Origin of the sequence: Gordonia prachuapensis (assembly GCF_036350515.1) — a bacterium.
Lineage (GTDB): Bacteria > Actinomycetota > Actinomycetes > Mycobacteriales > Mycobacteriaceae > Gordonia > Gordonia prachuapensis.
Genome location: NZ_JAZDUE010000017.1, coordinates 50,436 through 72,853 on the forward strand (window position 1 = coordinate 50,436; position 22,418 = coordinate 72,853).

22 protein-coding genes are annotated in these 22,418 nt (G+C 65.9%); 12 read left to right on the forward strand and 10 right to left on the reverse strand.

The annotated features are described in order from the left end of the window. Nucleotides 1-100 precede the first annotated feature (100 nt). From V1Y59_RS18950 to V1Y59_RS18965, 4 genes are all read left to right on the forward strand, one after another. Nucleotides 101-1,612, forward strand: coding sequence for an aldehyde dehydrogenase family protein (locus V1Y59_RS18950; RefSeq protein ID WP_330506529.1), 1,512 nt, complete (start codon nucleotides 101-103; stop codon nucleotides 1,610-1,612). An 81-nt stretch (nucleotides 1,613-1,693) separates the two neighbouring features. Beyond that, nucleotides 1,694-2,293: a TetR/AcrR family transcriptional regulator gene (locus tag V1Y59_RS18955; protein WP_330436204.1), complete on the forward strand. Its 600-nt coding sequence runs from the start codon at nucleotides 1,694-1,696 to the stop codon at nucleotides 2,291-2,293. A gap of 101 nt (nucleotides 2,294-2,394) precedes the next feature. Continuing rightward, nucleotides 2,395-4,275, forward strand: a complete 1,881-nt coding sequence (locus tag V1Y59_RS18960; RefSeq protein WP_431309226.1) for an ABC transporter ATP-binding protein — start codon at nucleotides 2,395-2,397, stop codon at nucleotides 4,273-4,275. After that, nucleotides 4,272-6,011, forward strand: a complete 1,740-nt coding sequence (locus V1Y59_RS18965; protein ID WP_330506530.1) for an ABC transporter ATP-binding protein — start codon at nucleotides 4,272-4,274, stop codon at nucleotides 6,009-6,011. Before V1Y59_RS18960 ends, V1Y59_RS18965 begins: the two co-directional genes overlap by 4 nt. A 257-nt stretch (nucleotides 6,012-6,268) precedes the next feature. On the opposite strand, the gene V1Y59_RS18970 is transcribed toward V1Y59_RS18965, so the two are convergent. Then, nucleotides 6,269-7,522 (reverse strand): HNH endonuclease, encoded by a 1,254-nt coding sequence (locus V1Y59_RS18970; protein ID WP_330506531.1) that lies wholly within the window; start codon nucleotides 7,520-7,522, stop codon nucleotides 6,269-6,271. 189 nt (nucleotides 7,523-7,711) lie between these two features. Further along, the gene (locus V1Y59_RS18975) at nucleotides 7,712-8,263 is read right to left on the reverse strand and encodes a TetR/AcrR family transcriptional regulator (RefSeq protein WP_330436198.1); all 552 of its coding nucleotides are present in this window, start codon (nucleotides 8,261-8,263) and stop codon (nucleotides 7,712-7,714) included. Nucleotides 8,264-8,350: 87 nt separating this feature from the next. Here V1Y59_RS18975 and V1Y59_RS18980 point away from each other — a divergent pair, with 87 nt between their 5' ends. Further along, on the forward strand, nucleotides 8,351-8,998 hold the full coding sequence (locus tag V1Y59_RS18980; protein WP_330506655.1) for a lysophospholipid acyltransferase family protein: 648 nt from the start codon (nucleotides 8,351-8,353) through the stop codon (nucleotides 8,996-8,998). A gap of 98 nt (nucleotides 8,999-9,096) precedes the next feature. On the opposite strand, the gene V1Y59_RS18985 is transcribed toward V1Y59_RS18980, so the two are convergent. From V1Y59_RS18985 to echA20, 4 genes are read right to left on the reverse strand one after another with little or no spacing between them, the layout of a single operon-like run. After that, nucleotides 9,097-10,188, reverse strand: a complete 1,092-nt coding sequence (locus V1Y59_RS18985) for an NAD(P)H-dependent flavin oxidoreductase (RefSeq protein ID WP_330506533.1) — start codon at nucleotides 10,186-10,188, stop codon at nucleotides 9,097-9,099. Then, complete coding sequence (locus V1Y59_RS18990) at nucleotides 10,185-10,961, reverse strand: CoA-transferase subunit beta (RefSeq protein ID WP_330506535.1); 777 nt, start codon at nucleotides 10,959-10,961, stop codon at nucleotides 10,185-10,187. The genes V1Y59_RS18985 and V1Y59_RS18990 overlap by 4 nt, the downstream gene beginning before the upstream one ends. Next, nucleotides 10,958-11,857, reverse strand: coding sequence for a CoA transferase subunit A (locus V1Y59_RS18995; RefSeq protein WP_330506537.1), 900 nt, complete (start codon nucleotides 11,855-11,857; stop codon nucleotides 10,958-10,960). The genes V1Y59_RS18990 and V1Y59_RS18995 overlap by 4 nt, the downstream gene beginning before the upstream one ends. After that, a complete protein-coding gene (echA20, locus tag V1Y59_RS19000) occupies nucleotides 11,857-12,645 on the reverse strand; it encodes a (7aS)-7a-methyl-1,5-dioxo-2,3,5,6,7,7a-hexahydro-1H-indene-carboxyl-CoA hydrolase (protein WP_330506539.1) in 789 nt (262 codons plus the stop codon). The genes V1Y59_RS18995 and echA20 overlap by 1 nt, the downstream gene beginning before the upstream one ends. Before the next feature lie 66 nt (nucleotides 12,646-12,711). On the opposite strand from echA20, the gene V1Y59_RS19005 reads away from it, so the two are divergent. The 5 genes from V1Y59_RS19005 to V1Y59_RS19025 all read left to right on the forward strand — a co-directional run bounded on the left by V1Y59_RS19005 (nucleotide 12,712) and on the right by V1Y59_RS19025 (nucleotide 15,996). Continuing rightward, the gene (locus V1Y59_RS19005; RefSeq protein ID WP_330506541.1) at nucleotides 12,712-13,545 is read left to right on the forward strand and encodes an SDR family oxidoreductase; all 834 of its coding nucleotides are present in this window, start codon (nucleotides 12,712-12,714) and stop codon (nucleotides 13,543-13,545) included. 47 nt (nucleotides 13,546-13,592) lie between these two features. Beyond that, complete coding sequence (locus V1Y59_RS19010) at nucleotides 13,593-14,489, forward strand: SDR family oxidoreductase (RefSeq protein ID WP_330506543.1); 897 nt, start codon at nucleotides 13,593-13,595, stop codon at nucleotides 14,487-14,489. 2 nt (nucleotides 14,490-14,491) lie between these two features. Then, nucleotides 14,492-14,875 carry a DUF8021 domain-containing protein gene (locus tag V1Y59_RS19015; protein WP_330506545.1) on the forward strand — a complete coding sequence of 128 codons (384 nt, stop codon included), beginning with the start codon at nucleotides 14,492-14,494 and terminating at the stop codon, nucleotides 14,873-14,875. A 265-nt stretch (nucleotides 14,876-15,140) separates the two neighbouring features. Beyond that, nucleotides 15,141-15,524 carry a DUF5313 domain-containing protein gene (locus V1Y59_RS19020; protein WP_330506547.1) on the forward strand — a complete coding sequence of 128 codons (384 nt, stop codon included), beginning with the start codon at nucleotides 15,141-15,143 and terminating at the stop codon, nucleotides 15,522-15,524. Nucleotides 15,525-15,528: 4 nt separating this feature from the next. Then, complete coding sequence (locus tag V1Y59_RS19025; protein ID WP_330506548.1) at nucleotides 15,529-15,996, forward strand: MarR family winged helix-turn-helix transcriptional regulator; 468 nt, start codon at nucleotides 15,529-15,531, stop codon at nucleotides 15,994-15,996. A gap of 4 nt (nucleotides 15,997-16,000) precedes the next feature. Here the strand turns inward: V1Y59_RS19025 and V1Y59_RS19030 are convergent, their stop codons facing one another. Then, nucleotides 16,001-16,657 (reverse strand): GNAT family N-acetyltransferase, encoded by a 657-nt coding sequence (locus V1Y59_RS19030; RefSeq protein ID WP_330506549.1) that lies wholly within the window; start codon nucleotides 16,655-16,657, stop codon nucleotides 16,001-16,003. A gap of 181 nt (nucleotides 16,658-16,838) precedes the next feature. Between V1Y59_RS19030 and fadD8 the strand changes: the two genes are divergently transcribed. Beyond that, entirely contained in the window at nucleotides 16,839-18,479 is a 1,641-nt protein-coding gene (fadD8, locus tag V1Y59_RS19035; protein ID WP_330506551.1) for a fatty-acid--CoA ligase FadD8, read from the forward strand. Between the two features lie 18 nt (nucleotides 18,480-18,497). Here the strand turns inward: fadD8 and V1Y59_RS19040 are convergent, their stop codons facing one another. Beyond that, nucleotides 18,498-19,739 (reverse strand): cytochrome P450, encoded by a 1,242-nt coding sequence (locus V1Y59_RS19040; protein WP_330506553.1) that lies wholly within the window; start codon nucleotides 19,737-19,739, stop codon nucleotides 18,498-18,500. 167 nt (nucleotides 19,740-19,906) lie between these two features. Between V1Y59_RS19040 and V1Y59_RS19045 the strand changes: the two genes are divergently transcribed. Beyond that, entirely contained in the window at nucleotides 19,907-20,518 is a 612-nt protein-coding gene (locus V1Y59_RS19045) for a TetR/AcrR family transcriptional regulator (protein ID WP_330506556.1), read from the forward strand. Between the two features lie 148 nt (nucleotides 20,519-20,666). On the opposite strand, the gene V1Y59_RS19050 is transcribed toward V1Y59_RS19045, so the two are convergent. Further along, on the reverse strand, nucleotides 20,667-21,155 hold the full coding sequence (locus tag V1Y59_RS19050; protein WP_330506559.1) for a nitroreductase family deazaflavin-dependent oxidoreductase: 489 nt from the start codon (nucleotides 21,153-21,155) through the stop codon (nucleotides 20,667-20,669). Beyond that, entirely contained in the window at nucleotides 21,155-22,318 is a 1,164-nt protein-coding gene (locus tag V1Y59_RS19055; protein ID WP_330506561.1) for a steroid 3-ketoacyl-CoA thiolase, read from the reverse strand. Before V1Y59_RS19055 ends, V1Y59_RS19050 begins: the two co-directional genes overlap by 1 nt. Nucleotides 22,319-22,418 lie beyond the last annotated feature (100 nt).

Genomic DNA, 22,418 nt, shown 5'->3' on the forward strand with positions numbered 1-22,418 from the left:
GGCCAGAACGCTGTGATCTGACGCATACTAGGCTGGAACTGATGTACGAGTTCGTCTCACGAGCTCGTGCGAGGCACTGGCAACGTTCGGAGGATCACTAATGACCAAACCAGCAGAGTTGCGGACGGCGGTCGGGGACCGTGTCTCGTCGGAAGCGCACACCATGACCGAGCTGCTGGAGATCCAGCGTGCCGCTTTCCTGCGTGACGGCATCCCGGACGCGAAGACCCGTATCGACCGGATCACCCGCTTGTCGTCGCTGCTGCTCGACAACTCGGAGGAGATCGCGCAGGCGCTGGAGGCCGATTTCGGGTCGCGTCCTCGCGAGCTGTCGATGGCCACCGACATCGTCGGCTGCATGATCGACCTCACCCATCAGCGGCGTCACGCCGAGAAGTGGATGAAGGAGGTCAACGTCGCCAAGGGGCAGGGGTTGGCCGGCTTCAAGCAGCGTCTCCGCCACGACCCGCTCGGTGTCGTCGGCATCATGGGGCCCTGGAATTTCCCGCTGAACCTGACCTTCGTTCCCGCGGGATCGGCGTTCGCGGCCGGCAACCGCGTGTTGATGCGCCCGTCTTCGGTCACCGCGCGGACCACCGAGGTCATCGCCAAGCACGCACCCGACTACTTCTCGATCGAAGAGCTCGCGGTCATCACGAGCAAGCACGGATCCGGGTCGGACTTCGCGAAGCTCAAGGTCGACCACATGTTCTTCACCGGGTCGCCCGAGGTCGGATCGTCCGTGGCGCAGGAAGCGGCAAAGAACCTCGTGCCGGTCACCCTGGAACTCGGCGGCAAGAATCCCGCCGTGGTCGATGTCGATGCCGACATCGACAAGGCCGCCAAGTTCATCGCCGACGCGCGCCTGGTCAACGGCGGCCAGGTCTGCCTGTGCCCCGACTACGTGTTCGTGCCCGAGGCGAAGCTCGGTGAGTTCACCGACAAGGTGATCGCGCGCTGGAAAGAGAAGTTCCCGACCATCCGCTCGAACACCGAGTACACCTCGACGATCAACGAGAAGAACTTCACCCGCATCGTCGGACTCATCGAGGACGCCGAACAGCTCGGCGCCACCAAGCACCAGGTCATCCCGGCGGGCGAGTCACTGCCGGATGCCGAGACCCGCAAGATCCCGCCGACGCTGCTCACCGGGGTCAAGGCCGGCATGAAGGTCGAGGAGGACGAGGTCTTCGGTCCCGTCCTGACCGTCTACCCGTACCGCGACCTGTCGGAGGCGATCAGCCACATCAGCAGCCATCCGCACCCGCTGACGATGTACTGGTCCGGCGACGACAACGAGAACTTCAAGAAGCTCGCCGACGGCACCCGCAGCGGATCGATCAACGCCAACGACTTCGCCACCCACCTGTTCAGCCTGGAACTGCCGTTCGGCGGTGTCGGTAAGAGCGGCATGGGCAACTACCACGGCCGGTTCGGTTTCGAGACCTTCAGCCATGCCCGCGCTGTCACCGTCTCGACGCTGCCGGTGTCGGTGGCCGAGTTGATGTCGCCGCCGTTCACCGCAAGCGACAAGCGGATGACCAACGGTCAGCTGAAGATGTGGGCGTTCTTCAACAACAAGGCCATCAAGAAGCTGAAGAAGAAGCGCTGACGGTTTTCTCTCACTGGGTTCGCCCAGCTTGGCCGGGTTCGCACACCGCGGACCCGGCCAAGCGCTTGCTAGGGTAGGCCCATGGCCCCACGCAGCACCGTTCCCGGCTCCACCAGGCGCGACGAACTGCTGTCCACCGCGGGTCGGATGTTCGCCGAGCAGGGCCTTCGGTCGACCACGGTCCGCGACATCGCCGACGCCGCCGGGATCCTCTCCGGCAGCCTCTACCATCACTTCGACTCGAAGGAGTCGATGGTCGACGAGTTGCTGCGAGGTTTCCTCGACGACCTGTTCTCGCGGTACCGCGAGATCGCCGGAGCCGGTCTGAGCGCGGCCGAGACCCTTCGCCGTCTGGTCGTCGCGTCGTTCGAGTCGATCGACGCGCAGCGCAACGCCGTCGCGATCTACCAGGACGAGGCCAAACGCCTTGCCGCGCAAGAACGTTTCGCCTACATCGGGGAGCTCAACACCGAGTTCCGCCAGCTGTGGCACGCGGTGCTGCGGCGTGGGGTCGACGACGGCGAGTTCCGCGCCGACCTCGATGTCGAATTGGCCTACCGATTCCTGCGTGACACGGTCTGGGTGGCGGTGCGCTGGTATCGGCCGGGCGGTTCCCTGTCGGCCGACGACATTGCGCAACAGTATCTTTCGATCGTTCTCGACGGTATCTTGCCGCGCTGACCGTTGTCGGTCGCGTCGACGCATCGGTGCGATGTCGTCCGAACGGGCTCAAACTTAGGTAACCCTTGCTAGCGGTGTCTCGGCGCCGATATCGTACGCACGTGACACTTGGTGCAGAGCTCGAGGACGGCGCGCGGGCGACGCACGTCGCTGACCCGCCGGCCGACGACGCCGAACCTGATGTACGCGCGGAGGCCAAAGCCAAAGCCGCGGCGTTGCGCGAACTGCTCGAGCCGGTTCGGACCCGCACGCTGCTGGGGCAGGCCATCCAGCTGCTGGCGTCGGCGGCGACGGTGGTCCCGTTCATCGGCATCGTCGAAATCGGTCGCACCCTGCTCGCGCCGGGTCCCGTCGATTCCGGCCGGGTGTGGCTGATCGTGCTGATCGTTGGTGTCGGACTTGCGGCCCGCGCACTGTTCGGTTTCCTGGCGCTGACGGTGACTCACTTCGCGGATCTCGATCTTCAGGCGCAGCTACGGGTCCGGATCGCGGACAAACTGGGCCGTCTGCCGCTCGGATGGTTCAGTCGTACGAGTTCGGGAGCGGTACGGAAATCCGTGCAGAGCGACGTCGCCGAACTCCACTACCTCGTCGCGCACGCCAACGTCGAGGCCACCGCGGCCGCCGTCACCCCGTTGTTCGCACTCGCATACTGCTTTGTCCTGGACTGGCGACTGGGTCTGCTCGCGATCGCCACCTTGCCGCTGTACGCGCTCGCCTACGCGTGGATGGCGCGGGACATGACCGCGCAGATGGCCCGGATGGATGCGGGTGTGGCGAAGATCAGCGCGACGATCGTCGAGTTCATCGCGGGTGTCTCCGTGGTGAAGACATTCGGTCAGGTGGGCAAGGCGCATCGACGATTCGTCGACGCCGCCGACGAGTTCAACGACGACTTCTCCGGGTACATCGGTCCGATGCTCCGCTTGGAGGCGGTCTCATCGATCTTCCTCTCCGCCCCACTGATCTTGCTCGTCAATCTCGCCGGCGGCTATTGGTTCGTCGACAGCGGATGGGTGGAGCCGATCGAACTCGTCGGCTCGACCCTGATCGCGATGGTGCTGCCGACAGCACTGCTGACGGTGTCGATGGCCGTGCACACGCGCCAGCAGGCTTCTGGTGCGGCCCAACGGATCGTGGACCTGCTCGGTGAGCCGGAGCTTCCGACGACCGACAGCCCGAAGTCGCCGGTGGGCCACGATGTCGTCATCGAGGACGTCGACTTCACGTACCCGCCGCGACTGGGGGTGTCGGCGGGCGTCAAGGCTCTCGACGGTGTCAGCCTCCGACTCCCTGCCGGCAGTCTCACCGCCCTCGTCGGACCCTCCGGAAGTGGGAAGTCGACTCTGGCAACACTGCTGCCGCGGTTCGGCGATCCCGATTCGGGGTCGGTGAGAATCGGTGGGGTCGACGTGCGTGAGATAGCCTCCTCGGAGCTCTATCGGCACGTCGGCTTCGTGCTGCAGGACGTCCAACTGTTGTCGACGTCGGTGGCCGACAACATCCGCCTCGGGCGTCCGGACGCGACCGACGACGACGTGTTCGCCGCAGCCCGTGCCGCCAACATCCACGACCGCATCCTCGAACTGCCCAACGGATACGACACCATCGTGGGTGTCGGGGCCCACTTCTCCGGGGGCGAGGAGCAGCGGGTCTCGATAGCTCGGGCACTCCTTGCCGACACACCGATCCTGGTCCTCGACGAGGCCACCGCATTCGCCGATCCGGAATCCGAAGCCCAGATCCAAGAGGCGATCTCGACATTGGTGGCCGGTCGGACCGTCCTCGTCATCGCACACCGCCTGGGCACGATCACGCACGCCGACAACATCGTCGTCCTCGATGGTGGCCGTGTCGTTGGGCAGGGGACGCACGCCGACCTCGTGTCGGCGGGCGGCGTGTACGCCGCGATGTGGGCGAGCTATCAGGCGGGCACCAGCCGACAAGACGAAGAGATCGCGCGACAGGAGGCCCGACGATGATCCGCGGCTTCTACACGATCCTCGGGCCGGAGCGTTCCCGGCTCACGGTCTTCCTGTTCTGGGTGGTCGTCTACGGAACCGCCCAGGGACTCGCGATGCTGACCCTCGTGCCGTTCGTCCGTCACCTCCTCGACGGTGACATCGATGCCGCGGCTGCGTGGCTGTGGCCGCTCGCCGTCCTTGTCGCCGTCGGCGCGTGTGCCTGCTACATCCAGGCCATGCAGGGAATGCGAATGGCCGTCTACAGCATGCGGATGCTGCATCACCGGCTCGGCGACCACATGGTCACCCTGCCGCTCGGCTGGTTCACCCGGGACCGTGTCGGCGATGTCTCCCAGATCGCCGTCAAGGGAACGATGTTCGTCGGCAGTACCGGCGCCCACTTCATCACTCCGGTCGTTGCGAACACCGTCAGTTCGGTGGTCGTGGTGATCGGCCTGTGCTTCTTCGACTGGCGCATCGGTGTGCTGATGATCGCCGGGGCTCTACTTCTGGCCCTGGTCGGGCGGGCATCGAGCGCGATGCTCGCGGATGCGGAGAACACCAAGCGCGGGGCGACCGTCGACGTCAACAACCGGGTTCTGGAGTTCGCCCGGTGCCAGGCGGTGTTGCGGGCGTTCGGTGATGCCGGTTCCCATCATGTGCCGCTGTCCGAGTCGTTGGCACAGCAGGCTCGGATCGGTAAGGCGATGATGTGGCGGTCGGTGCTGGGGATTCTGTTGAACGGGTTGTCGGTTCAGATCGTCTTCTCCGCGGTTCTCGCCTTCGGCGCCTGGCTGGCGGTGACTGACCGGATCGAGCCTGCTCTGCTGATCGCGATCTTCGGCCTTGCCGCCCGATTCTTCGGTCCCATCGGTGAACTCGCGGAGTTGGGCTCGACGCTTCGGATGTCGACCGACGAGATCAACCGCATCACCGGCGTTCTCGACACCGAACGAATGCCGGCACCGGACCGGCCGAAGGAACTCACCGACCACGGCAGTATCGAACTCGACAGCGTCGCCTTCGCCTACGATGACAGTTCTCCGGTACTGCGGGACGTGTCCTTCGTGGCCCGGCCGGGCACGATGACCGCCCTGGTGGGGCCATCCGGATCGGGCAAGACGACGATCTTCCGGCTGATCGCACGCTTCTACGACGTGACCGATGGTGGGGTCCGCGTCGGCGGCGTCGACGTTCGCGACCAGGACACCGTCACTCTGATGGGGCAGCTTTCGCAGGTGTTCCAGGACGTCTATCTCTTCGACGACTCACTGCGCGAGAACATCCGGATCGGCCGGCCGGAAGCCACCGACGCCGAGATAGCTGCTGCGGCCGAGATCGCCGGTGTGACCCAGATCGTCGAGCGACTACCCGAGGGCTGGAACACGCGTGTCGGCGAAGCCGGGTCAGCACTCTCCGGCGGTGAACGGCAGCGTGTTTCCATCGCGCGAGCACTGCTGAAGAACGCGCCCATCGTGTTGTTCGATGAGGCCACGAGCGCCCTCGATCCGGAAAACGAAGCACATGTCGCGGCGTCGATCCGAGCACTGGCCGACAACAGCACCGTCGTCGTCATCGCGCACAAACTGTCGACGGTCGTGGCAGCCGACCAGATCGTGGTGCTCGACGACACCGGTCGCGTCGTCGACATCGGCCGCCACCACGAGTTGCTCGCTCGCGGAGGCCGCTACGCCGAGTTCTGGGCGCAGCGCACGGCAGCGGCCGGATGGACGATGGCGGCATCCGGCCGATGACGGTATCGGTCTGACGATCGATCTCACCGCCACCGTCCGGTGTCGCGTACCGCGCTCCGCGCCGACCTGGTGAGGTCGGGGGGCGGCCGTCGGGTACGCGACACCGGTTGGTGGCGTGGGTGTTTCACTCTGTGGAGTTGTCAAGGTACGGATGCGGTCCCGCGGGGGCGGGTGCGGGCTTGCTGATCAAGTCGCCGCCGAGCCGCTGGGCGAGGTGGCGTATCGAGATCTGTGGGCCTGCTACTGCTGGGACACGGTCAGGCGGCGGCGGGCAGGTTGTCGAGGTTCAACGTTCGTCGGTTGTGGGCGGGCAAGGGTCGCCGCTGCGGGTCGACGGTGACGGGTGGGATGAGCCAGGGGTGGTGGTCGGCGCCGATGATCACGTCCCAGCCGTTGTGGTGCACGTCGGCGTGGCAGGCCGGACACAGCAAACACCCGTTGTCCAAGGAAGTTTCGCCGCCATCGGCCCAGTGGATGATGTGGTGGGCGTGGGCTCGGGTGGCGGGTGCGCCGCACTTGATGCAGCCCTGATCGCGTACGTGTAGGGCGCGTCGCAGGTGGGCGGGGAACAGGCGCTGTTCGCGGCCGATGTCGAGGGGGACGCGTTCGCCGTCGACGATCATGGTGGTGATGCTGCTGTCACACGAGAGGCGGCGCAGGGTGGCGTCGGTGATCGATCCCATGAACTCCAGGCTGGACTGGTCGGGTGTGTCGGCGGGAACGGTGAGCAGGACTTGGGTTTTGGGTGCTGACATGGCGCCGGCGGTGTCGATGCGGGCGGCGATGTCGAGCAGGGTGTCGAGGGCGTCGGCGTGGCGCCGGGCGGTGGTGCGCAGGTCGGTGCGGCCGTCGGGTTCGGGTCGTGGCTTACCCAACGCTTCGAGGGCGGCGCAGAGTTTTTCGCCGACTTCGACGTCGAGGTCGGCTTCGAGGTGCAGGCGGCCGTCGTCGTCGATGTGGTGGGCGAGTTCGTTGAGGGTGCGGTCTTCGGCGGCGGGCAGGCCGTTGGTGTCGTCGGCGAGTTGGTTGCCCAGGGTGCGGGCACGTTTGTCGATGTCGGCGGGGGTGGCGCCGGAGAAGAACTGTCCCAGAAGATCGGTCACATGATTTAGACGCAGCGCGTCGTCGATCGGTTCCGCTGTTCTGCCGGCGATGTGGCTGACTCCGCGGGCGATGGCGTCGACGTGTTCGGCGGGGATGGCGCCGTCGGCGGCGTGGGCATCTAGGGTCGGTAACGCCGCCGCCAAGGATCCGGCGATACGCAGGAGCCGCTGCGCCACTGATGGTGCGAAGCCCATCACGATGAGCAGTTCGCGCGTGCTGCGGCCCTGACTCTTGGCGACGCCGTGTCGGTCCAGGAGGCCGGCGAGGCGTGCGGCGTGGTGGTCGGTGAGGTTGCGGACGATGAGCATGAGCTGCATCGCCTCGAACGCGTCGCGACCCGACAGGTCATCGACACATAGGTCGCGTAGTAGGTCGCTGATGGTGGTGAGATCCCCCGAAGTTCTCATGCTTCCAGAGTACACGAACAAATGTTCGATTTGAGGGTGAATTGTGAAGTGGTGCAAACACATCCAGCGCCTTCAGTGAACAGTGGTAGACCGTGGTGGGCTGTGGTGAACAGAAATCACATAGGTAACAGCCGTCCGCGGCGGATGTCCTCGCTCGGAGGTTGCTGCACGAGTCGCAAGATGATTGCGTCACGGTGCTCGAAGTACGCCCTCGATGAGGACGCCGAGCACTGGGCTCGGATCGACCCCGTCCGACGCGATGGCTTCCACGCTGCGCCGACTGAACATTGTTCCGAGGCCCTGTACCCCCGCCCATAGTGCGAGCGCGTGTCGTTGGTCACCGTCGGAACGAATTTCACGAATGCGAGTGCTGGCAGACACCAGCCACCCGTTCGTTGTCTGTCGCAGGTTTGCACCCGCTCCTTCGAGTAAGTCGTGGCGGGAGATCAACTCGAACATCGCGGGGCGAGCGATGGCGAAGTCGATGACGCACTTGCCGACACTGAACAATGCCAGTTGGGGGTTCGGGATAGAGAGACTGTCCTGGACGCCGACATCCAGGTCGTCGACGCCTGATCTTGCCATCGCTGCCAGTAGATGGGCATATGAGGGGAAGTGGTGTCGGGGGGCGCCGTGGGAGACGCCGACCCTGGTCGCGATGAGGCGCTGAGTAAGCGACCCGATGCCCTTCTCTTCCAGGAGTTCGACACCGGCTCGGACCAGTTGCTCACGCACGTCCATGTAGACAGTGTCTAAGTAAATCGTCAGAATGTCTCCTAGACACTGTCTGGGAGGTTGTCCTTGTACTGGATTCTCAAGTGGATACTCATGGGGCCGGTAGACCGTTGGTTTGCGCGGCCTGTCGTGAGCGGGGCATTGCCTGAGGGGCCGGTGGTACTCGCACCAAACCACCTCGCGGAGATCGACTCACTCGTACTGTGCGCGGCATTGCCCCGGCGACTGACGTTTGTTGCGAAGAGCGAGTACTTTGCGCGCGACGGCGCGGGAGCCCGGTTCTACGGGACGCTTTGTCGACTGACTGGCCAGATTCCGATCCAGCGGGACGGCGTTGGTAGCGCGGACGTGGCCCTCGCGACGGCGAGTGGAATCCTCCAGCGCGGGAGAGTGTGGGCGATCTATCCAGAAGGCACACGCTCCCCCGACGGCCGTCTGTGGCGCGGACGGACTGGCGTAATGCGGGTCGCGTTGCAGGGTAATCACCCAGTCGTGCCTGTTGGTATCGTCGGTACCCGATCGATCAATCCGCGGGGCACGCGAGGCTGGCGCCGCGGTCGGGTCGAGATTCGCATCGGTGAGCCGTTGAGACTTGCGAAGTGGTCCGAGTCTTCGACGGACCCTGCATCTTGGCGTGAGGCGACCAACGAACTGATGGCAGCGATCCAGAAGCTCACGGGTCAGGAGTACGTGGATCGGCACTCGAGTGCCCGCGAGCGGGCTCGGCGTGACGCTGCATAGAACGTGTTACTGATCGCGTCAACCAACCGCTGGCCGTGCGAGTGACTAACCTCGGGAATGACGTCATATCTGGATGACTCCGCCAGTGATCGTCCGACTCACCCCAGCGTGCCGAGTGCCTTCAGCCGGTTGTGCGCCTGCGTCATGATCGACTGGACGAGTTGGTCGCAAGTCGGCAGGTCGTCGATCATGCCCACCACCTGCCCGGACGCCAGCACGCCGGCGCGGGTATCGCCTTCGACGAGGCCGGCTTTCAGTAACATGGGGGTGTTGCCGGCCATGATCACCTGCTGCCAGCTACGCTCGCCGGACTTGCGCATGGTACGACCGTCGCGGAGCATCGTGGTCCACTTCATGCCGGTCATCTGCTTGAACTCGTTGGCATTTCGGGCCGCGGCGATCAATGCCTTGGCCCGGCTGCCGCTCTCCAGTGCCTCCACCAGCGGAGTGCGCAGCACTCGGTGCGGCATGCCGTCGACTTTGACCGACACCACGGTGTCGCCCAATCCGCGCTGCAGGTATTCCTGCTTCACGGCGTCAGGGACGGCGCTGTCGGAGGTGAGCAGGAATCGGGTCCCCATCGCGACTCCCTCGGCGCCATAGGACAGTGCCGCCACCAGGCCTCGACCGTCGAAGAATCCTCCTGCCGCCACCACCGGCATGTCGATGCCTTTGGCCGCCAACGCATCCAGAACCGACGGCAGCAGCAGCGTGGTGGCAACCGGTCCGGTGTGCCCGCCGCCCTCGCCGCCCTGCACGATGACGGCGTCGGCACCCCATGACGCCACCTTCACGGCGTGCTTTGCCGCGCCGATGGACGGGATCACCACGACCCCGTTCTCTTTCAGCTTGGCGATGAGCTCCTGCTTCGGTGCCAGCGCGAACGATGCCACCCGCACGCCCTCGCGGATCAGCAGGTCGATCCGCTCCGGTGCGTCGGTGGCGTCGGCCCGGATGTTGACGCCGAAGGGCTTGTCGGTCAACGACTTCGTCTTGGCGATGGCCGCCTCGAGTTCGTCGTAGGTCATGGTCGCCGAGGCGAGGATGCCCAGTCCGCCCGCGTTGGAGGTGGCCGATGTCAATGCCGGTCCCGACACCCAACCCATTCCGGTCTGGACGATCGGGTATTCGATGCCGACCAGCTCGGTGAATCGGGTCGACAGACCGGCCGCCCGGGCAGAAGAGGTCACTTCACTTCTCGATTCCGTACACCCTTGGGATCGAGCACGTCCCGGATCAACGTCAGTTCCTCCTCGGACGGCAGACGTGTCGTCGGGGCGTCGGCGAGTCCGGCGATCTCGAAGCCCGTGTTCTCGGCGACCTCGTCGGCCGAGACGCCGGGATGCAGGGAGCGTGCCCGCATCGTGTGATCGGGGCTGTCGAAATCGAAGACGCCCAGATTTGTCACCACCCGGTGGATGTTCAGGTCGCGGAAGGCCGGGTTGTCGGGATCGACTTTGTCATAACCGATCCCGGACACGATGTCGACGGTTTCGGTGAACACTCGCGGCGAGTGGCGGGCCACCCAATAGCTCGTCGGATGGTTGATCGTGTTCCCCGGGGCGCCACGGACTCCGAACATCTGGCGTGTCGGCTGTTGCAAGGGGCCGAACGCCGAGAGGTTCTGGTTGCCGTATCGGTCGATCTGGTTGGCGCCCATGACCACATGGCGACGGCCCGAGGCGACGACGTCGAACACCTTGCGGAACGGCATCCAACCCTCGATCGGCCCGGACTTGCCGATGGGTGGGGTGTCGGCGAGGATCAGTGCCTCGCCGTCGGTGATCAGCAGATCGGGTTCCGTGGTCAGCCGGGCCAGGCGTGCGCCGATCAAAGGTGTCGGAGCCATCGGCGATGCCATGATCTCGCCTGCACCGGAGAAGATCTCGGCGCACGCCACCACGCAGACTTCGGCGCGGGTGATGGTTTCGACAGGCTCAACCGACGGGGAAGTGGTGCTCATTTCTGCTCCTCCTGCTCGCCCTGCCATTCGGTGACGGCGTGCTGGTAGTCGGCTTCGTCGACCTCGAGGAATCGTTTCGAGAACGCCGCCCAGGTCTCCGGGTCCTTGGCCGATTCCACATAGAACTGCTGGAACTTCTCATCACGGCCGTACTCGCCCGCAAACGTGAAATGTGCGCCGTTCGGTGCGTGCACGACACGGTCGACGTTCATCCGATTGAGCAGCATACGTTGCGTCGGTACGGTTTTCACCAGCACCTCGGTGGACACCAGTTGGTCGGTCTCCAAGTACCGGCGATCGGCGGCGGCGCAGAAGATGTCGTCCATGTACGGGTCGACGCCGGTGTAGGCGGCGTTGCCGCGGCTGTCGGCGAGATCGAGATGGACGAACGCTGCATCGAGACGCAACGCGGGCATCGCGATCAGCGTCTCGGTCCGGCCATCGGCCGACGGGTACGGCGAGGTGACGGTCTTGAGCTCGCCCTCCCAGAAGTTCGGCACGTCCGAACCGAGGCCGGCGCGGATGGGCAGGAACGGTACCCGGGAGGCCGCCGCCTCGAGGCCGCACTTGACCATGCCCTCGTCCATCTCACGTGCCTCGAGGGTTCCCGAGGTGCGGGCCTTGGCGAACCAGGGGTCGTAGAACGGGGCCGAGTCCAGCGACACGAAGCCGTAGTAGGCGCGCTTGACCTTTCCTGCCGCGCAGAGCAATCCGAGGTCGGGCCCGCCGTAGGTCACCACGGTCAGATCCTTGACGTCGGAGCGGGCCAACGCGCGGACGAGGGCCATCGGCTTGCGGCGTGAACCCCAGCCGCCGATGCCGATGGTCATCCCGTCGCGCAGTTCGCCGATGACGTCGTCGAGGGAACTGGTCTTGTCGGTCGGTGTCGCCGCCATCAGGGACGTCCTCCATTGCTGTTCGAACCGGCGGTGTCGAGGGCCTTACCGGTGGAGACGAATGCGTCGCGGTGTTCGTCGGCCACGCCGGCCAGATTGAGTTCGAAGGTGAAGCCCTGTTCGAGTCGGTAACTGCTCTTCACGTCGACCGGGTCGATGTGGTTGATGGCTTCCTTCGCGGCACGGATCACGCGGGTGTCCTTGGTGGTGATCTTCTCCGCGACCTCCATCGCCGCGTCGAGGAGCTCGTCGCGCGGCACCACGCGGTACACCGAGCCGAAGTGTTCGAGCTGCTGAGCGGTCACATTCTGCGCGGTGTAATAGAGGGTGCGCATCATGTGCTGCGGGACCAGCCGCGCGAGGTGGGTGGCCGCGCCGAGTGCGCCGCGGTCGACCTCGGGCAGTCCGAAGACAGCGTCGTCGGAAGCGACGATGACGTCGGCGTTGCCGACCAGTCCGATCCCGCCGCCGACGCAGAACCCGTTCACCGCGACGATCACCGGGACCTTGCAGTCATAGACAGCGGAGAATGCGGCAGCACAGCCGCGATTGGCGCCGATCAGGGCATCGAACCCTTCGGTCGCTTGCATCTCCTTGATGTCGACGCCGGCGTTGAAGCCGCGCCCCTCGGCTCGCAGGATCACCACGTGGGTGGACATGTCCTCGCCTGCCGCGGTGACGGCGTCGGCCAGCTCGAACCAGGCCGCGGACGGCAATGCGTTGACCGGCGGGTAGTCGACGGTCACCGTCACGATCCCGCTCTCGGTGCGTGTCGTGGTGATCGGCACACCTGCTCCTCTCGGGTACTCAACCGCAACCAAGCAAGTGCTTGGTTGTTTGGTAGGGTAGCACTCATGAAGGCAGACGGGCAGACCGCAGGTCAGGCCGCCGGCGCGGCAGTCGGGGCCACTCCGGTACCCGGTCGCGGTCTCGACCTCGGGCTGGACAAGAAGGTCGTGCTGGTGACGGGCGGGACGCGTGGCGTGGGCGCGGGCATCGCGCGCGTGCTGGCCGACCTCGGTGCCGTCCCCGTCGCGTGCGGCCGCAACGCGACGGCGGGTTCGGACATCGAGTTCATCGAATGTGACGTCCGAGACGCGGATGCGGTCGAGGCGATGGTGCGCGGGATCGCCGAGTCACACGGGCGGCTCGACGGCGTGGTCAACAACGCCGGCGGGTCGCCGTTCGCACTGGCCGCGGATGCGTCGCCGCGATTCTCGAGCAAGATCGTGGAGTTGAATCTGCTTGCGCCGTTGACCGTTGCGCGCGCCGCGCATGCGGTGATGCGCGACCAGGCCACCGGCGGTGCCATCGTGAACGTGTCGAGTGTCAGCGGGCACCGCCCGTCACCGGGCACGTCGGCGTACGGCGCGGCCAAGGCGGGCCTCGACAACGCGGTTACGTCGTTGGCGATCGAGTGGGCACCGCACGTGCGGATCAATTCGGTCGTGTGCGGATCGGTCCTCACCGAGCAGGCGCATCTGCATTTCGGCGACGACGCGGGGGTGGCAGCCGTGGGCGCGACGATCCCGATGGGCCGGCTGGCGATGCCGGAGGACGTCGGCAACGCGGTGGCGTTCCTGCTCAGTCCGCTCGCGGGTTACATCACCGGCTCGACGCTGACCGTCCACGGTGGAGGGGAACGTCCGGCCTTCCTGGCCGCCGCCACCGCCGACAACAAGGTGTGATCCGCCGCCGGCAACACTGACGAGTGAATCGAAGAAGGGGAGAAGTCTTGACTGACAAGCTCAATGAAGGTCGTGTGGCGATCGTGACCGGCGCCGGGCAGGGGATCGGGCGCGCACACGCGCTGGCGTTCGCCGCCGACGGCGCGAAGGTGGTGGTCAACGACTTCGACGCGAACTCAGCACACGCGGTGGCAGCCGAGATCACCGACGCCGGCGGTGAGGCACTGGCGATCGTGTCCGACGTCGCGGATTGGGACGCCGGCGCGGCCATGATCAAGACAACGGTCGAGACGCTCGGCGGACTCGACATCGTGGTCAACAATGCGGGATTCGTGCGTGACCGGATGCTCGTGGCCATGTCGGAAGACGAGTGGGATGCGGTCATCCGCGTGCACCTCAAGGGGCATTTCGTGACCTTGCATCACGCTGCAGCGTACTGGCGTGCCCAGTCGAAGGCAGGTAACCAGCCGACCGCGCGGATCATCAACACGTCCTCGGGCGCCGGACTGTTCGGGTCCGTCGGTCAGGGCAATTACGTCGCCGCCAAGGCCGGGATCACCGCGCTGACCATCCAGGCCGCCGCCGAACTGGGCAACTACGGGGTCACCGCGAACGCGATCGCGCCGTCGGCGCGGACCCAGATGACCATGGGTGCCGGCGAGGCGATGGCCGCACAGATGGCCGCCCCCGCCGACGGCTCCTTCGACGCGATGGACCCCGCCAACATCTCGCCGCTGGTGGTGTGGCTCGGTTCGCCGGAGTCGTCGGCGGTCACCGGGCGGGTATTCGAGGTCGAGGGCGGCAAGGTCACCGTCATCGACGCCTTCCAACGCAGCGCTGAGCAGGACAAGGGATCACGCTGGGCGCCTGCGGAATTGGGCGCCGTCGTCGACGAAATCCTGGCGAAGTCGCCGGCGCCGGTGCCCGTGTACGGCGCGCGGTAGCCGTGACGCCCGACCTCGACCCTGAGCGGGCCGCCCAACGCGGCGCCGCGGCGCGAGCCTATGTCGACGCGCTGGTCAGCCACGATCCGTCGACGGTGTCCCTTCATCCGGAGTGCACGCGAATCGAGTTGGGACTCAAGACGGGTCGCAACGGGCCGCATATCTCCCGCGGCCTTCGGCGCGCACCCCAGTTCCGGCTGATCCACCGCATCAGCGAGTTCGAAGCCGATGTCGACGGCCACATGGTCTCCACGCGCTACTGGGTCCACGTGCGGCCGAAGGCGCTGGGGCTGGCCGCGCACGTCACCGAGTCCTTCGTGATCGACGACGAGAACCGGATCCGGGCGATCGTCGCGCGGTTCGGGGTGCCGCGCCGGCGGGTCTGACGGGCGGCGGGTCTCGATACGCTTGCTCGTCCAGGGGCTCGCAGGCTTGCTCTACCGGCGGGAGGGGTTGGCGGGTCTCGATACGCTTGCTCGCCCAGGGGCTCGCAGGCTACTCGACCAGCGGAAGGGTGCGGCGGGTCCCGATACGCTCGCTCGCCCGGCGAAAGTTGAGGTGCTCCCCTTCCGCTGATCGAGTAGCCGACGAACGAAGTGAGGAGGCGTATCGAGATCGCATCCGCACGATTCGATCGTGTACGATCAATTCGTGCAAAAGTCGGTCGATCGCCCCCGAGGTCTGCAGTATGTGCGTTACGCCTACGGCGCGACGCTGCCCGCGTCGATGACCGCGTGGGTGGCCAATGATCTCGCCGGTCCTCGGGCGGCGCTGAGAATGGTGGTGCGGTGGGCGATCCCGTGCCTGATCCTGATGCTGCCGTTCCTGTTCGTGCCCGCCGGCTGGGACGTGCGGATCACGATGGCGCTGCCGATCCCGATCGCGTACGTGTTCTTCACCATCGCGCTGAACCGCGTGTACCGGCGGCATCGTCTGAGTCAGCACGGCCTCGACCCCGACCTCATCGACAAGCGTGAGAAGGAGCGGAACGCAGACCTGTACCAGGAGTATCACCGCAAGTATCGCGGACGGTGACGGTATGTCGGACGTGAACATCGCAGACGCAGAGGCGAATCCGCTGCTTCTCGAACGCCAGGTGTGCTTTGCCCTCGCGGTCGCCAACCGGTCGGTTCTGAAGATCTATCGGCGGTTGCTCGAGCCCCTCGGACTCACTCATCCGCAGTATCTGGTCATGCTGGCGCTCTGGGAGGTGTCACCGCGCGCCGTGAAGGACATCGGCCATGTGCTGCAACTGGATTCGGCGACCCTGTCCCCACTGTTGAAGCGGCTCGAGTCATCCGGTCTCGTCGTTCGTCAACGGCGCGGCGACGACGAACGCAACGTCGACATCGCCCTGACCGACGACGGTGCAGCGCTGCGAGAGCGAGCGCTGACCATCCCGCCCGCGGTCGTCGATGCGCTCGGCGTCGACCTCGAAGTCCTCCAAGAACTCCACGGCGTTCTCACCCGGGTCAACGAGGCCGCCGTCCGGGCCGGCGCCACCTAAAGTCCTAGGCGCTCGGGGCGCGCACCACCATGTGGACACCGGGGAACAGGGCGGCCATCTCCGAGCGCGACTTGCGCAGGCACGCCGTCCCATAGCCCTTCTTGCGCTGATCCGGGTGAATCCAGATCCGGACGTCGACCTCGCCGCCGGTGAGTTCACCGAAGACGAAACCGACCTTGGTGCCGCCGTCCACACCGACGAGCCACACGGCGTCCTCGTTGTCCACGCGTTCGGTGGCCTTGGCGATCTCGTCGGCGATGTCGCCGGCCGGGGAGCCCGATCCGTCGCCTGCGACCTTGAGTTCCTCTGTGCGCGTCCGGAACAGGTCTGCATCGGCGCTGGGGTCGAACGGCCGCAGTTCGAGCGAGTCACCGCTGCTCGCGGGACGCTCGGCGAGGGTGAAGGTCAGGGCGTTGTTGAGGTCGTCGAGTTCCGCCTGGTTCTTACGGCGCTCGTCCTTGGTGAGCTGATAGAAGGACATCCCCAGGATCGCCTCGGCGCCCAGGGTGGACTTGTCGAGCAGCGTGGCGACGGACGCGACCGCCTCGTCGCGGTTCTCGGCGTCGACGATGGCGTCGAGGACTTCGTGCCGACGCTCGAGGGCAGTCAGGAGTGCGTCGGTGATGTCGCGGCGGGCGGTGGCCAGATCCAGATCGGTCATGGTCACCGATCTTAGTTCAGCACCCGGGGCCGGTGCGCGAAGTCGAAGAGACACCGATTCCCGAAATGAAACACGTTCTAGCACCCTACGGCGGTCGTCACGCGCAAATAGTCGCACGTCATGTGCCCGATACCGTTGATCTTCTTCCCAATCGCTGTAACACGTCCTAGTCTTGATCACCATGACTGATGCTCAGGAATCGACGACTGATTTCGACCACCTGCGCGGTGGGACCCACCTCGGCGACCTTCTCGTGGCCGCATTGCGTCGACATGCCGATCGCAAGGTGCTGTTCCTCGGTGACACCGAACTCACCGGCCGCGAGATGGCGGACGCGGTCAGCCGGTACCAGCAGGCGTTCGAGGCGATGGGTGCGGGGACCGGTGCGACCGTCGGACTTCTGGCCCTCAATCGCCCGGAGGTACTTCTGGTGATCGGTGCGGGACAGACCCAGGGCTGGCGCCGCACCGCGCTGCACCCACTCGGGTCGCTGGACGATCATGCCTACGTGCTCTCCGACGCGGGCGTCACCACTCTGGTCATCGACCCGGTGCCGATGTTCGTCGAACGCGCGGCCGCTCTCGTCGATCGGGTCGACAGCCTCAAGCAGGTCCTCACCCTGGGCCCGGTCCCCGAGGAACTCGCCGCCTACGGTCGCGACGTGGTGGCCGAGGCGGAGAACTACTCGCCCAGACCGCTTGTGGCCGCAGATCTCCCGCCCGAGCACGTGGTGTCCATCACCTACACCGGCGGCACCACGGGCAAGCCGAAGGGCGTCATCGGCACCGCCCGTGCGATGTCGACGATGACGCAGATCCAGCTCTCCGAGTGGGAATGGCCGGAGAATCCTCGCTTCCTGATGTGCACCCCGCTGTCGCACGCCGGCGCGGCGTTCTTCGTCCCGACCCTGATCAAGGGCGGATGCATGGTGGTGATGGGCAAGTTCGATCCGGGCGAGGTGCTGCGCGTGATCGAGGAGGAACGCATCACCGCGACCATGCTCGTGCCGTCGATGCTGTATGCGCTGATGGATCATCCGGATTCCAGAACCCGCGACCTCTCGTCACTGGAGACGGTGTATTACGGGGCATCGGCGATCAATCCGGTCCGGCTCGCCGAGGCCATCGAGCGCTTCGGTCCGATCTTCGCGCAGTACTACGGTCAGTCCGAGGCCCCGATGGTGATCAGCTATCTCGGTAAGAACGAGCATCCGAAACCGGGAGAAGACTCGCGTCGACTCAGCAGCTGTGGTCGGCCGTCGGCGTTCCTGCGTACCGCGCTGCTGGGGCCCGACGACAAGCCGGTGCCGCAGGGGGAACCCGGCGAGATCTGTGTCGCGGGCCCGTTGCTGGCCGGTGGCTACTGGGGACTGCCCGAGCAGACCGCCGAGGCCTTCCGCGACGGATGGCTGCGCACGGGGGACGTGGCACGGGAAGACGAGGACGGTTTCTGGTACATCGTCGACCGGACCAAGGACATGATCGTCACCGGCGGCTTCAACGTGTTCCCGCGTGAGGTGGAAGACGTTGTCGCCGAGCATCCTTCGGTCGGCCAGGTCGGTGTGATCGGGGTGCCCGACGACAAGTGGGGCGAAGCCGTCACCGCTGTGGTGGTGCTGCGTGGCGACGTCGCATCCGACGATGCGGCGAAGGATCAGATCACCGCCGAGATCCAGCAGTCGGTGAAAGATCGCAAGGGTGCCGTCCAGTCGCCCAAGCAGGTCGTGTTCGCCGATTCGCTACCGCTGACCGCACTCGGCAAGCCGGACAAGAAGGCTCTCCGGGCGCAGTTCTGGGAGGGCTCGGGCCGTGGGGTGGGCTGATCTGCCTGTTCTGGCCGGCTATGTGCGGTAGGCGACCGGCAGGTCCTTCACGCCGTTGAGCCAGCCCGAGCGGACACGGCGCATGTCGCCGACCCGGGTGATGTCGGGTAGTTCGTCGGCGATCGCGTTGAAGATCAGGTTCAGTTCGAGCCGAGCGAGATTGGCGCCGATGCAGAAGTGCGCACCGCTGCCGCCGAACGCGAGATGCGGGTTGGGGTCGCGGGTGATGTCGAACCGGAACGGGTCGGTGAACACGTCCTCGTCGTAGTTGGCGGAGCTGTAGAAGAGGCCGACGCGTTGGCCTTGTGCGATGTCCTGGTCCCCGATGCGGGTATCGACGAGTGCGGTGCGCTGGAACGCGTGCACGGGAGAGGACCAGCGGAGGATCTCGTCGACGGCGGTGGCCGGGCGCTCGCGTTTGTAGAGTGCCCATTGGTCGGGCCGATCCATGAACGCGTTCAGGCCATGGGTGGTCGCGTTGCGGGTGGTCTCGTTGCCGGCGGTGATGAGCAGGATGACGAAGAAGCCGAACTCGGCCTCGGTGAGGGCTTCGCCGTCGATGTCGGCCTGCACCAGTGTGGTGATGATGTCGTCGCGTGGGTTCGCGCGACGATCCTCGGCCATCGAATAGGCATAGCCGAGCAGCTCGGCGTTCGCGGTCGTCGGGTCGATGGTCTGGTCGGGGTCATCGTTGTTGATGATCGCGTCGACGAGTACGTGGATGCGGGCCCGATCCTCCTGCGGGACTCCGATCAGGTCCAGGATCGCCTGCAACGGAAGGTGGATCGCGATGTCGTCGACGAAGTTGCCGGAGCCGTGTTCCGCGGCGTCCCGCACGATCTCCCGCGACGATGTCGCGAGGTTCTCCTCCAGCATCGATACCGCGCGCGGTGTGAAGATGCGCGACACGATCTTGCGGAGCCGGGTGTGTTCGGGTGGATCGTGGTTCACCAGCAGGGCTTTGGTGAACTCGATCTGGTCCGGGGTGACGTAGTCGGGCAGCCGGATGATCGCACCGTTCGCGTTGGTCGACCACACCTGATTGTTCTTCGAGATCTCCCGGATGTGCGCGTGTTTGGAGATGACCCAGAACCCGCCGTCGGTGAAGCCCGACGTACCGACCGGCTGCGCGTTCCACCAGACCGGCGCGGTCTTGCGCAGCTCGGCGAACTCCCTGATCGGGATTCCCTGCTCGAGGACATCCGGGTCGGTGAAGTCGAAGCCAGGGCTGACGGACCCCAGGTCGGTCGTTGCGGACACGGGAACCTCCTGGTCACGACGGCACGGTGTACCGAAATGTGGCGACAGTCACTACACCATACACCAAGTCGCTATACGTATGGTCAGTCGAATCGGTGTGACGTGCGGGGGCGGCCGATAGGCTGATGCGCCATGACGGGATGCGCGTGCGCAGGTGAGTGCTGCTGATGCGAACCCATGGATGGGGAGGACGCGTTCCGGTCAACGATGCGGAGGCGCGATCGCGGATTCTGGCGGCGACGAGAACCACCATCGACACTCGCGGGGCGGCGACGAGCATCGCCGACGTCGCCCGCGAACTCGGGGTCACGCGCCAAACCGTGTACCGCTACTTCGGGAGCACCGATGAGCTCCTCGCCGCCACGGCCGTCGACGCCGTCGACGCGCTGCTCGAGCGGATGACCGTGCAGTTGCGGGGAATCGAGGCACCCGATGTTGCCGTCGTCGAGGGGTTGGTGGCGGTCCTCGAGGAACTGCGTCGCGACGACTACGTGGGGCTGCTGCTGCGCGCCGACCGTGTGAGTGCGCCCATCGTCGGCGAGTTCACCTCGGAGATCGGACGTGTGTTCGCCCGTTCGATCATCGAGCGGATGGACGTCGACTGGGCCGGGCGTGGGTACTCGGATGCCGATCTCGAGGTCATCATCGAAATCGTCCTGCGCACATTGCAATCCATGGTGATCGACCCAGGGGATCCGCAGCGTTCGGTCGATGACGCCCGGGGCTTCATCGATGCGTGGGCCGGTGCCGCGGTGCGGGCGATGGCGGCCGGTGGGTGAGTGGCGACCCTTCGTGACGGTCCTCCGTTAGCGCTCCGGACCTCCTCAGGGGTCGGGGGGTGCGATGCGATCCTCCCGATCCCTGAGGAGCGAGCTTGCGAGCGTCTTCCCGATCCCTGAGGAGCGAGCTTGCGAGCGTCTCGAAGGGTCAGCGAGGCTCGCAGATCACCACCGGGATCGTCCGATCCGTCCATGCGGCGTACGTGTCGAAATCCGCATATGTGGCAACGAGTTCCGGCCACAACTCCGCACGCTCGGCCTCGGACGCGGTGCGGGCGGTCAGATCGAAGGTCTCCTTGCCCAGTTGGATGGTGACCTTCGGATCGGCGACCAGGTTCAGGTACCAGGCCGGGTTCTTCGGGAGCCCTCCCTGCGACGCGACGAGGATGAAGGTGTCGCCCTTGCGCAGGAAGATCAGTGGCGCGGTGCGGGGTTCACCGGATTTGCGGCCGGTGGTGGTGAGCAGGCAGACCGGTACCGGTTTGCCGAACCCCGCGCCGACCCGCCAGTACTTCCCGAGCCGGCCTCCGGTTGCCTTGTACAGCTTGGTGTTGAGCCGCGAACCCACCTTGATCATCTTCGCCACGAGCGGGGAGCCGAGCTGATCGGGCCGCTTGGCAGGATCGAGTAGCGGCATCAGATGCGCTCGATGATCGTGCCGGTGGACAGTGCGCCGCCGGCGCACATCGTGATGAGCGCGGTCTGACCGTCCCTGCGCTCCAACTCGTGCAGCGCGGTCGTGATGAGTCGGGAACCGGTGCTGCCCACCGGGTGTCCGAGGGCGATCGCGCCACCGTTGACGTTCACCTTGTCCATGTCGGCCCCGTGCACCCGCGCCCAGCTGAGCACCACCGATGCGAACGCCTCGTTGATCTCCACGATGTCGATGTCCGACAACGACATCCCGGACTTCTCCAGAACCCTTTCGGTGGACTGCACCGGGCCGTCGAGGTGGTAGTACGGTTCTGCGCCGACGAGCGCCTGTGCCTTGATGCGGGCGCGCGGGGTGAGTCCGAGCGCCCGGGCCTTCGCCTCGTCCATGATGAGAATCGCGGCGGCGCCGTCGGAGATCTGTGACGAGGTGCCTGCGGTGTGGATGCCGCCCTCGAGAACCGGCTTGAGCGCCGACAGCGACTCCATGGTCGTGTCCCGGAGCCCCTGGTCGCGGCTGACGTCGAGGATGGTGCCGGTGTACTCGCCCTCTTTGGTCTGCTCGGGCGCCTTGAGGGACAGCACTTCCCGGTCGAAGCGACCTTCCGCCCAGGCCTGCTTGGCCAGACGTTGGCTGCGTTCGCCGAGCTCGTCCGTGTCGGTCCGGGTGATTCCTCGACGCTCCGCGATCCGTTCGGCTGCCGCGAACTGATTCGGCATGTCGATGTCCCACGAATCGGCGTGGTAGGGGCCGGCTTCGGTGCCCACGTTGGCCCCGAGTGGGACCATGGACATCATCTCGATGCCGCAGGCGATTCCGACGTCGATGGCGTCCGTCGCGATGAGGCCGGCGATCAGGTGATTGGCCTGCTGCGCCGAACCGCACTGACAATCGATCGTGGTGGCACCGGCGGTGTCCGGGAGACCCGCGGCCAGCCAGGCCTTGCGGGTGATGTTGCCGGCCTGTGCGCCGGCCTGGGTGACGCAGCCGCCGATCACCTGCTCGACGATGCCCGGGTCGATCCCGGCCTTCTCGACGAGTCCCCGCTGCGTCATGCCGAGGAGTTCCTCTGCATGCAGTCCCGACAACCACCCGGCCCGCTTGCCGATCGGCGTCCGCGCCGCCTCCACGATCACCGGCACACCCATGCCCGCCTCCTCATCTGTGCGTCAACCTTCAGACCCAAACTAGAACAAGTTCCTATTCGAGTCCATCGGCCGGATTCGCGGGGCTGCGACTCGCTGTCGA